Source organism: Bacteroides pyogenes (genome assembly GCF_014196225.1).
Taxonomy (GTDB): Bacteria; Bacteroidota; Bacteroidia; order Bacteroidales; family Bacteroidaceae; genus Bacteroides; species Bacteroides pyogenes_A.
Window position 1 is genome coordinate 14,768 of sequence record NZ_JACIDI010000018.1, and the last position, 13,474, is coordinate 28,241.

The window sequence follows — 13,474 nt, forward strand, 5'->3', positions numbered from 1 at the left end:
AAAGCGGAATAATCCGGGAATAAACAACCTGCCAGAACGTAGAAAAGCGGATAAAGCCGCATATCGTAGAATGAAGAAAAAAACTTTATCCTTTTCTCCCAAAAGGTTATTCTCTGTAACGATAAAGCTGCATATCGTAGAAAAAAGACTTCTTTCAACGCTTCGTCTGTCACCCTGCCTCTGATTGATAAAGCTGCATATCGTAGGAAAAAGGCCGGCAGTGCCGCTAAAAGTATGTGCCTGAAAAGGCAGACAACCTCTACACCGGAAGCTTGTACGGACAGATCCGACATTGAAACCGGGAACAAAAAGCCGCTCATTCCCCCACCGGTATCGCAACCATCTCTTGCAACACGCTGACCGCCGTTTCCACATTCCCCACATCTTTCACCACCATGCTCCGTCTTCCGTTCTGTTCACGCAAGTCACAGCGACGGGTGTATTTCATCATATACTCTATCGCTTGGCCGAAAGCCCGGCTTTGATAGAACGGACTGTCGGGGTTGGAAACGAAAAAGAGCGTCATCCTCCCTCCTTTCAGGAATATCTTCTCCGCTCCGAGTCGCGCTCCCAAGCGTCGGAGAGGTACCACACGCAGCAGTTCCTCCGTTTCGGGCGGCACCGTTCCGAAGCGGTCTTCGAGCCGTGTACGGAAAGCGTCCACCTCTTTGTCGAGCGTCAGACCGTCGAGTTCGCGATAGAGCAGCATACGCTCGCTGCTTCCCGTCACATAATCCGCCGGAAGCAGTATCTCCAGATCGCTTTCGATCTGGCATTCGTCGACAAACAGCTCGCCGCTGATCTCTTTCGATTCTTTTATCTCATCCGCATACAGCTCGGCAAATTCATCATTCTTCAATTCGTGCACCGCCTCAGCCAATATTTTCTGATAAGTTTCGTAACCTAAATCGGCGATGAAACCGCTTTGCTCCGCCCCCAACAGGTTGCCCGCCCCGCGTATGTCGAGGTCTTGCATGGCGATATGAATACCGCTTCCCAAGTCGCTGAAGTTTTCAATCGCCTGAAGGCGCCGTCTGCCTTCGGTAGTCAGGCTGCTCAGCGGAGGAGCCAGCAAGTAACAAAAAGCCTTTTTATTGCTTCGCCCCACCCGCCCGCGCATCTGGTGCAAATCGCTCAGGCCGAAGTTCTGCGCCTGATTGATGATAATGGTATTCGCGTTCGGGATATCGATGCCGCTTTCGATAATGGTAGTGGCGAGCAGCACGTCATAGTCGTAGTTCACAAAGTCGAATATTACCTTCTCCAGCTCGGCGGGTTCCATTTGCCCGTGCCCTATCGCCACCCGGCAGTCGGGAATATGACGAAGAATCATGGCTTTCAGCTCCGGCAGGTTGGCAATCCGGTTGTTCACGAAGAAAACCTGCCCGTTGCGACTCATTTCAAAGCCTATGGCATCGGCAATCACCTCTTCGTTGAACGTATGCACTTCGGTCTGAATGGGGTAACGGTTGGGCGGAGGCGTAGAGATAACACTCAAGTCGCGCGCCCCCATCAGTGAGAATTGGAGGGTACGCGGAATGGGCGTGGCGGTCATGGTCAGCGTATCCACGTTCACTTTCATCTGTCGCAGCTTTTCTTTCACCGAAACGCCGAACTTCTGTTCTTCGTCGATAATGAGCAATCCCAAGTCTTTAAAGCGCACATCCTTCCCCAGAATACGATGGGTGCCGATAAGTATGTTCACTTCTCCTTCCTTCAACTCTTTCAGCACGGCTTTCGCCTGTGCCGCCGTACGGGCCCGACTCAGGTACTCCACCCGGCAAGGCAGACCTTTCAACCGTTCGCGGAAAGTCCGGAAATGCTGGTAAGCAAGTACCGTAGTCGGCACGAGCACGGCCACCTGCTTATTGTCCGCCACCGCCTTAAACGCGGCACGGATCGCCACTTCCGTCTTGCCAAATCCCACATCTCCGCACACCAGACGGTCCATCGGACGTTCGCTTTCCATATCCGTCTTCACGTCCGCCGTGGCCTTGCTTTGGTCGGGCGTATCTTCGTATATGAACGAAGCCTCCAGTTCCCGCTGCAAAAAGCTGTCGGGACTGTAGGAAAAGCCTTTTTCCTGTCGGCGTTGCGAATAAAGCTTAATAAGGTCGCGGGCAATGTCCTTAATCTTCGTCTTTGTACGCTCCTTCAGTTTTTCCCAAGCACCCGTTCCCAATTTATTCAAGCGCGGAGGCTCTCCTTCTTTTCCTTTGTATTTGGAGACCTTGTGCAATGAATGGATGGAGACGAACACCACGTCCTCGTTCTGATAGATGAGCTTTATCACCTCCTGCGTAGTGTCTCCGTTCGGAATCCGTATCAATCCGGCAAAGCGCCCGATGCCGTGGTCGGTATGCACCACATAATCGCCGGGAGTGAACTGGTTCAGCTCTTTCAGCGACAACGTTACTTTCCCCGAACGAGCCTTGTCGCTCTTCAGGTTGTATTTATGAAAACGGTCGAAAAGCTGATGATCGGTAAACACACACATCCGCAACGTATCATCCGCAAAGCCTTCATGAAGGGTGCGTTGAACGGGAGTAAAGGAAATATGCTCTTTGCGGTCTTCAAAGATGGCTTTGATGCGGTCAGTCTGCTTTGTACTGTCGCTGCAAACAAAGAGCGAATATCCTTTTCCGATATAATCTCTGAAAGCATCGGATACCAGGTCGAAATTCTTGTGGAAAATGGGCTGGGCGGAAGTCTCAAAAGAAACACTTGCATCGGGTACGCCTGTCGGCTTGTTGCCGAACTCCATCCGGCGGAAATCGAGCGCGCGCGACATAAACTCGCTGCCGTCTATCAATTTTCCCTCGAGCGTGATGCCTCCGTTCTCTTCGGCTTCCTGCACGGCAATGGCTTGCGGTGTCAAAGCCTCGTCGTGCACGGCCTGAATACGTTCGCGCAACCACAAGAAGTCGCGCATCGCCAACACAGTCTCTCCGGGAATAAAATCGAGAAAAGAGGTCGTCACTTCACCCGTCACCGCCAAGTCGGGAATAATCATTATCCCTTTTTTCTTTTCCCGCGAAAGTTGCGACTCCACCTCGAACGTGCGGATACTCTCCACTTCATCGCCGAAAAAATCGATGCGGTAAGGGTATTCGGAAGCAAAAGAGAAAGCGTCGATAATGCTTCCCCTCACGGCATATTGTCCGGGTTCATATACATAATCCACATATTCGAATCCGTAGCTATGCAGCACATCTGTAACAAACGCCGTATCCACACGCTCCCCTACATTCAGCTTCAGGGTTTTATCGTTCAGCTCTTTGCGCGACACCACTTTCTCTGCCAATGCGTCGGGATACGTCACAATACACAGACCTTTCTCCCCTCTTTCCAACCGGCTCAGCACTTCCGTACGCAGAATCTCATTGGCTGCGTCTTTCTGTCCGTACTTGACGGAACGGCGAAACGAAGAAGGGAAGAAAAGCACTTGCTCCGTTCCTAAAATCTGCGTGAGGTCGTGATAAAAATATCCCGCCTCTTCGAGATCGCCCAGAATAAAGACAAAAGGGCAAATGCCTCGACGCACCCACACCGATGAAGAAAGCGAGGCGGCAGAAGCGCACAGACCTCCGCAAAACACAGTCCGGATGGAAGGATCTTTCAAGATACGTTCCATCACCGCCATGTTGGGATGGGCGGCATATTGTTGCTGTAGTTCGGTAATAGTCATAAATATCATATTAACTCGCCACGAATTTGTAAAAACCCGTGGTACCATGTAATGAAAATCCACCGCAAAAGTACTAAATTATCCTTAGTTTTTCCTTTAACGAAAGGAAAAGCGTTATATTTGTCTTCAAATTACAAGTTTATATGCAAACATCCGATAGCATCGTCATCATCCCGACTTATAACGAACGGGAAAACATCGAAAACATCATTCGCGCAGTCTTCGGCTTGGAGAAAGTCTTCCATATATTAGTGATAGAAGACGGTTCGCCCGACGGTACGGCAGCTATTGTAAAGACCTTGCAACAAGAGTTCCCCGAACGCTTGTTTATGATAGAACGCAGCGGAAAACTCGGATTGGGAACGGCATACATCGCGGGATTCAAATGGGCGCTCGCGCATAGCTACGAATATATTTTCGAGATGGACGCCGATTTCAGCCACAATCCCAACGATCTTCCCCGCCTATATAAAGCCTGCGCGGAAGAAGGAGGAGACGTTTCCGTAGGTTCACGCTACGCAAGCGGCGTAAACGTGGTCAATTGGCCGATGGGGCGGGTATTGATGTCGTATTTCGCTTCCAAGTATGTGCGTGTCATCACAGGCATTCCCGTGCACGACACCACCGCCGGTTTCGTATGTTACCGCCGCCAAGTGCTGGAAGCCATCGATTTGGATCAGATACGTTTCAAAGGATACGCCTTCCAGATTGAAATGAAATTCACAGCCTACAAATCCGGATTTAAAATCACCGAGGTGCCTGTCATCTTCATTAACCGCGAACTCGGAACATCGAAGATGAACAGCAGCATTTTCGGCGAAGCCGTATTCGGAGTAATCACAATGAAAGTAAACAGTTGGTTCCATCCTTATCCGAAAAAGAAATGAAACGCATATTGATTCAAAACGCCATTCTCGTAAACGAAGGCAGGAAAGTGGCGGGCTCGGTGGTTATCGAAAGTGAAAAAATAGCTGAAATCTTGGTCGACGGCCAACTCCCCGCCGATTCATGTGAAGAGGTGATAGATGCCGCGGGATGCTATCTTTTACCGGGAGTGATCGACGAGCACGTCCATTTCCGCGATCCGGGGCTGACTCATAAAGCGGACATAACAACCGAAAGCCATGCCGCAGCCGCAGGAGGCATCACTTCCATCATGGACATGCCCAACACCAATCCCCAGACCACAACATTAGAAGCTTTGGATGAGAAGCTCGATTTATTGGCGGCAAAGTCTTCCGTAAACTACTCTTGCTACTTCGGAGCCACCAACAGCAATTATACATTACTTCCCCAATTGGATAAGCACCGTGTCTGCGGAGTGAAAATATACATGGGAGCGAGCACCGGCAATATGCTGGTCGACCGGATGGCGAGCCTGCGCAATATATTCGGAGGTACGGATTTGCTGATTGCCGCCCATTGCGAAGACCAGGGAACCATTCGGGAAAATACCGACAGATATAAAAAAGAATACGGAGAAAACGTGCCTTTGGAATTTCATCCGGCCATCCGGTCGGCCGAAGCCTGCTACCGCTCGAGCGAGCTTGCCGTGCAACTGGCGCGCGAAACGAATGCCCGCCTGCACATTATGCACATCTCCACGGCCAAAGAACTCAACCTGTTCACTCAGGCGCCTCTGACTGAAAAGAGGATTACGGCGGAAGCATGTATTCCGCATCTGATGTTTGCAGAAGAAGACTATGCCGTTTTGGGCGGACGCATCAAATGCAACCCTGCGGTGAAAACGGCCGATGACCGGAAAGCCTTGCGGGATGCCGTGAACGACGGACGGATCGACGCCATTGCCACCGACCATGCTCCTCACCTTCTGAACGAGAAAGAAGGAGGCGCCTTAAAAGCCGCATCGGGAATACCGATTCTGCAATTTTCACTCGTCAGCATGCTGGAGCTTGCGGACAAAGGAGTTTTCACCATCGAAAAGATAGTAGAAAAGATGTGCCATGCCCCTGCGGAAATGTACAAGATAGCAAACAGGGGATACATCCGCCGGGGATATCAGGCAGACCTCGTTCTGGTACGTCCCGACAGCAATTGGAAAGTTTCAGCGGAGTGTATCCGGAGCAAATGTAAATGGAGTCCGTTCGAAGGACATACTTTCAACTGGAAAGTGGAAAAAACATTTGTAAACGGACATCTGTTATATAACAACGGAAGCATAGACGAGAACTATCGCGGACAAGAACTTCGTTTTGAAAAATGACTAAAGCGATAAACCGCAAGAGTTTCTCAAAAAGTCACGGATATTTCCGCAGACTTGCCAAAAAACGAATGCTCCGAAGCCCATTGACAAAAACTTGAAGAGAACAATGCGACAAATCAGCGAACAATTATCTTTTGCCGTTCACGAAGTCAGCCCCTATATCAACTGGATTTATTTCTTCCACGCTTGGGGGTTTCAACCGCGCTTCGCCGCCATTGCGAACATTCACGGCTGCGACGTCTGCCGCGCTTCATGGCTCACCACATTTCCCGAAGAAGACCGCAGCAAAGCCTCCGAAGCGATGCAGCTTCTCAAAGAAGCCAACCGCATGCTCGATTTGCTCGACAGGGATTATCGGATAAATTCTCTTTTCAAAATCTGCAAGGCAAACTCCGACGGCGACAACCTGATTATAGAAAAAGAACCGGGACATTCGCTCGTGTTTCCGCTGCTCCGCCAACAGACACCGAAGCGAGACAAAAGTCCTTTCCTGTGCCTGAGCGATTTCATTCGTCCGGCAGCGTCAGGAATACCGGATACGATCGGAGCTTTCGCCTCTTCCATCGATGCCGATATGGAAGGACTTTATGAGAAAGACCCGTACAAGCATCTGCTTGTTCAGACTCTTTCCGACCGTCTGGCGGAAGCGGCAACCGAAAAGATGCACGAATATGTACGCAAAGTGGCGTGGGGGTATGCGAAAGATGAAGACCTGACCATACCCGAGCTTTTGGTTGAAAAATATCGAGGCATCCGTCCGGCAGTAGGCTACCCCTCACTTCCCGACCAATCGGTCAATTTCTTGTTAGACGAGCTCCTGGAGATGAACCGGATAGGAATTACACTTACCGAAAACGGAGCGATGCGTCCGCACGCTTCGGTCACCGGACTGATGTTCTCGCACCCTGCCGCAGAATATTTCTCGGTAGGGAAAATAGGCGAAGACCAATTGGAAGATTATGCCCGTCGCCGGGGAAAAACGATTGAAGAAATGCGCAAATTTCTGGCGGCTAATTTGCAATAAATTTCCTTTTCATGTGATTTTCGCCTTTCTTATACGACTAACTAACCGGAAAAGCTATCGAAGAAATCCATGAGCAAGCATATAACTGAAGCAACCCGCTCCGTCGAACAAGAGTTTCTGGCAATCATCCGCGAATACGAACGGATCATTTACAAGGTATGTTACTTATATGCCCGTCCCAATGCGCCCCTTAACGACCTGTATCAGGATGTAGTTCTCAATCTTTGGAAAGCCTATCCCAAATTCCGGAAAGAATGTAAAGTCTCCACATGGATTTACCGCATTGCATTGAATACATGTATTAGTTTTCTGCGCAAAGACAAACACGCGCCCGAGATCGTCACCCTTACTCCGGAAATGAATGAAAGAAAAGAGGGATATGATCCGGTGCACGAAATGCTGAAACGGCTTTACAGTATGATAAACCAATTGGGACAACTCGACAAATCGATTATTCTGCTTTATCTGGAAGAAAAAAGCTACGAAGAAATAGCCGAAATTACCGGACTGAGCGTAACCAATGTAGCAACCAAACTGAACCGGATAAAAAACAAACTAAGAAAAATGAAAAAGGAAGGATAAGATATGGAATTGGAAGAATTGAAAAAATCGTGGAATATCTTTGACGAACATCTGAAGAATAAAGAATTACTCAAAGAGGAAGAAGTGAATAAGCTGATAGATCATGCCGGCAAAGGAATTCATGCCATAGCCCGCCTGAATCTCCAACTGCTGTTGATATCGCTTCCGATACTGTGCTTACTCATAGCGGACGTATGGTTCAATGGCAAGCTGAATCTTGTTTATATAATCGTTATTGTATCTTTGATTCCCGCATTTTGCTGGGATATATTTACATTTCGCTTTCTCCGGAAAATCCAAGTAGACGAAATGCCGCCGGTAGAGGTGATCGGGCGCGTCAACCGCGTACACCGATGGATGATCCGGGAACGGATGATTGCTGTGGGCTATCTGCTGCTACTGGCCATGTTGTCATTTATTTATTGGGAAGTATGGCAATATGGAGCTTTGCCGGTTTTATTCTTTATGTTCCTGTGGGGAGGAGGATTGGCTTTAATCTTATGGGTTTATCGCAAGAAGTTTTTAAACCGCATTCGGGAAATCAAGAAAAACTTAAATGAGTTGAAAGAACTGATGTGAGCCCGAACAATAAAGATAATTGATAACTCCTGACAATATTTATGCTGCAACGTGTGTTCCTTTTTCTGCTGATTTTCCTTATTATGCCGGATCTCTTTCTATTTTTCCGGTTCATTATACGGATTACCCGAAAGCGATGGTTGCGTATAGCCTATTGGATACCGACTTTTCTGCTGGCCACAGGATTGCTTTGTCTGGTAGGCTTCGCCAATTATGGCTTTATTCAGCAACATAGTCAGGCAATCGGCTGGTTCTCTATTGCGTTTTTCCTGTTTACGGCACCCAAATTGCTTTTAGCCATCTGTACTTTGATTGGCATGCCTTTCCATAAATGGTTTCGACTGCCACGAACACCCTTTATAGGTACGGGGCTTACGCTTGCAACACTCTCCGTGTTCATGATTCTTTACGGATCGTTTATCGGACGTACAAAATTTGATGTGAAAGAAGTCACCTTTTCCTCCGGTTTCCTCCCCGAGAGTTTCAACGGATATCGCATCGTACAACTATCTGACATTCACATCGGCAGTTGGCAAGACAACAGTGCCGCCATTGAAAAACTGGTAGATTTAGTCAATGCACAGGCTCCCGATCTGATAGTCTTCACAGGCGATCTGGTAAATCACCGGGCGATAGAGCTCAACGGTTTCCAGAATATTTTAGCCCGTCTGAAAGCAAAGGACGGAGTATACTCTGTATTGGGCAATCATGACTACGGGCCTTATTTTCGCTGGAAAAACAAACAGGATGAAATCAACAATTTAAAAGAACTTCAACGCAGACAGAAGCAAATGGGATGGAAACTGTTGAACAACTCGCATGCCATCCTTACGCATGGGACCGACAGCATCGCGCTTATCGGCGTAGAGAACGAAGGAGAGCCTCCTTTCTCCCAGCACGGCGACCTGAAAAAAGCGATAAAAGGCACTGAAGGTTTGTTTCAGATTCTTCTGAGTCATAATCCGACACATTGGAGGCGGGAGGTTCTTCCCGAATCGAATATCGACTTGATGCTGGCGGGACATACCCATGCCATGCAGCTGAAAATAGGCGAATACTCTCCTTCCGCTTATATCTATCCGGAATGGGGCGGCATGTATACGGAAAAGAATCGCGGGCTCTACGTCAATATCGGCATCGGCTACGTAGGCCTTCCCTTCCGCTTCGGCGCCTGGCCCGAGATAACCGTAATTACCCTACGACGGTAATCACGCTTTTCCCATTCGCTTTCTTCTGCACTTGCACCTGAACGGCAATCCGTTCGCTCATTTCCTGTACGTGCGAAATCACTCCTATCTTCCGCCCCTGCATCTGCAATTGCTCCAATGCTTCCATAGCGGTACGCAAAGTGTCGGCATCCAACGAGCCGAACCCCTCGTCGATGAAAAGAGATTCGACGGTCAAATTGTTGCTCGAAAGCGACGACAACCCCAGCGCCAATGCCAGCGAAATCAAAAAGGATTCTCCGCCCGAAAGCGAATATACTGTCCTCACTTCATCGCACATATCGCGATCGATCACCTGAAGCCCTAAGGTTTCGGGCACTTGCTGCAACTTATAACGCTTGGAGAGGTAAGACAAATGCTTGTTGGCGTGCCAAAGCAATAAGTTCAACGTGTAACTCTGAGCAATTACCTTAAACTTAGCTCCATCGGCACTGCCGATCAGTTTGTTCAATTTGGCCCAACGCTCTGCGGACAAACTTTTATCCGCCAGTTCCTTCTCTATCGTCTCCATAGCTGCCCTGTTCTTTGCCTGCTGCAACAGGCGCGCTTCGATAGCAGACAGCACGCGTTCCGTATGCAGGTTTTCTTCTTGTTGCTTTCCAATGGCTTCTTCAAGGCTGTCGGGCCGCTCGATCCGTTTCTGACGCTCCCTCAGTTCGTCAATAACTGCCGATAGTTGTTTCATTTCTCCCTGCAAACCGGAAAGTTTGTTCCGCACATTCTCCACTTCCTGCCGGCTTTTATCGAGAGCCACAGTCAAATCTTTCTCTCTTTTAGCCACTGAGGCTTCCGCTTCATCGGCATCTTTTCCTTTCAGTAAACCGGCACGCTCCTGCTTCAAGCCGTTCAATGCCTTTTCTATTTCCTCAAACTTAGCAAGTTCGGCAGCGGCCGCATGGCGCAACAGCGACAATTGTTCTCCGGCAGCAAGAGATTGCTGCACGAACAACCGGTGCTGAGCAACATTCGTCCGCAGGGTCCGGCAATAATCACGCTTTCTTTTCAGGCGTTCATCCGATTGCTGCCATTCGGCATACAGGTTGCGATATGACAGCATCTTTTTTTCTAATTCGTTCAAGCAGGTTTTCAGTTCATCTTCGCTCACATTTTTCGCCCCTTCTTCTTGCAACAACGCCAATTGCGCCGCCAACTCCTTTTCCAGTTTCTTTTGATGAGCCAAATCGCGCTGCACGGCAATATTCCGGTTATTCGCCCGTCGATAAGCCTCCGATGCCGCTTTATATTCTAGTTCCATATTCCGGAAAATCGCATCTACCGCTTCCGATTCTTCATGATAAGGATGATTTTTGCTGCCGCAGACCGGACAAGCCTCTCCTTCCTTCAACTGCCGGCGCAAAGCTTTCACATCTCTTCCTACAGCCATACGGGCATTGTCATAAAATCGCTGAACCGTGTTGAGAACAGACTCACATTCGGCTAAACAGCTTGCCACCTCGCCCGATTCTTTCTCCAGCTTTCTTTTTTCTTCTTCGATTTTCATCCGGGTATCCGTCAGTTTCCGGATATTCCGGAAACGTTCCAATTCTTTCTGCAACCGGTTCCGTTCCTCCATTTTCGACGGATAACCGAAATCGTTTACCCGTCTCAAAAGAGCCTCGCTCTTTGCCTCTTCCTCTTTCAATCGTTCTTCTTCACCCGACAAAATAGATTCGGCCTCTTCTATCTCCAACTTTTCCGTCCCGCCATGATTCAGCAAATTACCCAATACATGGTAAGAATCGTTCAATTGCTTGTCGAAAGAGCGATATTTCGCCTCTCCCGCTTTCAATTGCGAACAAATCTCTTGCAGACTCCGTTCGGATTGCGCGTACACTCCCTGCTGCGACCGGATTTGTACATCCAATTCACGGGCTTTCCTCAGGTCGGGCTGTATGGCTTCCCATTGTTCTTTGAAACGAGCAAGTTCTTCTTCGCGTACACTCAGAACTTCTTGCGCTTTTTCCTTTTTCTCAAGCGCTTCCTGCTCCTCATTCTGTTTCTTTTTCCAAAGCGCTTCCTGCGTTTTCAAAGAGTTTACTATCGTCAACTGAGTGTTCAGTTCCGCCAATCGCCGGATTCCTTCCGAACGCTTTTCTCCTTCCGTTTCTTTCTCCTTTTGCAATAGAAGCAATTCCTCTTCCGGTATCAGTTCTATGACATTCTTTTTACTTTCAATCAGTGCCATTTCCTCTTGAACAGCCTTGTTCCGTGCAAAAACCTCCTGTGAAATGAGCGAGTAAATGCCTGTTCCTGTCAACTTCTCCAACAATTCGGCTTTTGCCGCTCCTTTAGATTTCAGGAAAGTGGCAAAATCATTTTGCGCCAACAACACCGTGCGGGTAAACTGTTCGTATGTCAATCCTGTCCGTTCTACCAATTGTGCCAGCAGTTCTTTCTTGGTTCCCTGCAATTCCTTTCCGGTATCCAGATCCTTCACCTCCAGCACTTGTGGCTGTAGCGAACCGTTTACTTTGTATCTTGTCCGCCTTACCGACCAACGCGACCGGTAACGGTGCCCGTCCACAGCTTGAAAATCGACTTCCGCATATCCGTCGCCCGTGCCGCGACGAAGCATGTTGCGCACATCCGACTGGTTTACCTGATTCTCTCCCACATCTGCAAGGACAATGCTTTCTACCGAAGCGGCGAAACGGGGAGCCTTATCATACAATGCCAGACACAGTGCGTCCAACAAAGTCGATTTTCCGGCTCCGGTAGGCCCCGAAATTGCAAAGATGCCGGCCGACCGCAAAGGCTCCGCCGTGAAATCGAGTTCTACGCTCCCCTCTATCGAAGTCAGATTCTTTAATCGTATCGCAATGATTCTCATTTTCCTTCCTCCTCTTCCTGCCTGCGTACAGCCGACGCATAAACTTCTTCAAACAAGCCCGTCAACTCGGCAGGCATTTCCGTATGATATACTTTTTCAAAAGCGGAACGAGCGATTTGCAACGGAGACATTTCCTCCAACCCTATCTTCCACTTCTCCTGTTCATTCTCTTCTTCTTTAGCCTCACCGTGAAAGGTTCTCACGATACGCGCCAGACGGTAATTCTTATCCGCAAGTGCGTCTTCCACCTCTTGCTTCAATGCAGGTTCGGGTTCTTCCAAAAGAATTTTCACTTCCAGATAAGGAGGCGTTCCCTCTATCCGGGGCAACTCATGCAACGCTTGCAGTACCGAATCTATGGGTTCGGCTTCTCCGCCCGGCACGCTGACCAGAGGAATTCCTCCCGGATATTCGAGACGTTCTATCGATAATGCACAACCTTTGTCCAAAGTAACCATCACCACTCCATGATGATAGTTCTTCTCCGCAAACGACATCGAAATAGGACTCCCCGCATAACGCACATTTTCTCTTCCCGAAACGCGCTGCGATTTATGGATATGACCCAAAGCCGTGTAAGCGATCTGCTCGGAGAAAGCGTCGGGCGAAACGCATTCCAAACCTCCTATCACTGTTCGTTCGCTATAATCTTTTTCGGCAATCTCCGATCCCGTCGTCTGTAAATGTCCGATTGCAACAAGGGCCTGATTCTTTTTCCGGCGATCGCACAACAAACGGAAGAAACGCTTATAAAACTCGCGCACTCCCTCCGCATAAGGATTGCCGTCTGTCTGCACTGCGGGATAATCGCCCTGCCGCAAAAAGGGGACAGCCATGCACAGCACCTCCGTCTCTCCCTGACGATTTCTAAGCTCTACCGTCAGATGGTCGAAATCTATTTCTCCGTCTTTCCCCTTTCGCACCACTCCCTTCACTTCCGTACGCATGGCCTGCAACAACGGCAAGGGAGCTTCGAGACGCGCCGCCGAGTCGTGATTGCCGGCCACTATAACGATTTGCAGATTCGGATTCTCCGCCGTCACTCTATGAATAAATTGATAATACATCCGTTGAGACGAGGCGGAAGGATTGGATACATCAAAAACATCTCCCGCCACAATCAACGCGTTGATTTCTTTCAAGCGAATCTCTTCCGCCAACCAGTCGAGAAAATCCTGATGCTCCTCCGTGCGGTCGAAACCGAAGAAAGTTTGCCCCAAATGCCAGTCGGCAGTATGCAATATACGTATCATATCATTTGCAGTCTATCTGTAACTAAATGACAAAAATAGCACAAACAAAAAGATTATAAGGCATCCGA

The 13,474-nt window shown here is 48.9% G+C and carries 9 protein-coding genes; 6 read left to right on the top strand and 3 right to left on the bottom strand.

What is annotated here, in order from left to right; translation table 11 throughout:
- Window positions 1-316 precede the first annotated feature (316 nt).
- A complete protein-coding gene (gene mfd / locus GGR07_RS11200) occupies window positions 317-3,688 on the bottom strand; it encodes a transcription-repair coupling factor (protein WP_034543012.1) in 3,372 nt (1,123 codons plus the stop codon).
- A 143-nt stretch (window positions 3,689-3,831) separates the two neighbouring features.
- Between mfd and GGR07_RS11205 the strand changes: the two genes are divergently transcribed.
- From GGR07_RS11205 to GGR07_RS11230, 6 genes are all read left to right on the top strand, one after another.
- Window positions 3,832-4,575, top strand: coding sequence for a polyprenol monophosphomannose synthase (locus GGR07_RS11205; protein WP_021646112.1), 744 nt, complete (start codon window positions 3,832-3,834; stop codon window positions 4,573-4,575).
- A complete protein-coding gene (locus tag GGR07_RS11210) occupies window positions 4,572-5,912 on the top strand; it encodes a dihydroorotase (protein ID WP_021646113.1) in 1,341 nt (446 codons plus the stop codon). Before GGR07_RS11205 ends, GGR07_RS11210 begins: the two co-directional genes overlap by 4 nt.
- A 106-nt stretch (window positions 5,913-6,018) precedes the next feature.
- Entirely contained in the window at window positions 6,019-6,936 is a 918-nt protein-coding gene (locus GGR07_RS11215) for a vitamin B12 dependent-methionine synthase activation domain-containing protein (protein WP_021646114.1), read from the top strand.
- 69 nt (window positions 6,937-7,005) lie between these two features.
- Window positions 7,006-7,518 (top strand): RNA polymerase sigma factor, encoded by a 513-nt coding sequence (locus GGR07_RS11220; RefSeq protein ID WP_021646115.1) that lies wholly within the window; start codon window positions 7,006-7,008, stop codon window positions 7,516-7,518.
- A 3-nt stretch (window positions 7,519-7,521) separates the two neighbouring features.
- A complete protein-coding gene (locus GGR07_RS11225; RefSeq protein WP_021646116.1) occupies window positions 7,522-8,097 on the top strand; it encodes a hypothetical protein in 576 nt (191 codons plus the stop codon).
- A gap of 41 nt (window positions 8,098-8,138) precedes the next feature.
- Complete coding sequence (locus GGR07_RS11230) at window positions 8,139-9,305, top strand: metallophosphoesterase (RefSeq protein WP_021646117.1); 1,167 nt, start codon at window positions 8,139-8,141, stop codon at window positions 9,303-9,305.
- Here GGR07_RS11230 and GGR07_RS11235 read toward each other — a convergent pair.
- Both GGR07_RS11235 and GGR07_RS11240 read right to left on the bottom strand, forming a co-directional pair.
- Window positions 9,289-12,153 carry an AAA family ATPase gene (locus GGR07_RS11235; RefSeq protein WP_021646118.1) on the bottom strand — a complete coding sequence of 955 codons (2,865 nt, stop codon included), beginning with the start codon at window positions 12,151-12,153 and terminating at the stop codon, window positions 9,289-9,291. The genes GGR07_RS11230 and GGR07_RS11235 overlap by 17 nt on opposite strands.
- A complete protein-coding gene (locus tag GGR07_RS11240) occupies window positions 12,150-13,406 on the bottom strand; it encodes an exonuclease SbcCD subunit D (RefSeq protein ID WP_021646119.1) in 1,257 nt (418 codons plus the stop codon). Before GGR07_RS11240 ends, GGR07_RS11235 begins: the two co-directional genes overlap by 4 nt.
- Window positions 13,407-13,474: the final 68 nt, after the last annotated feature.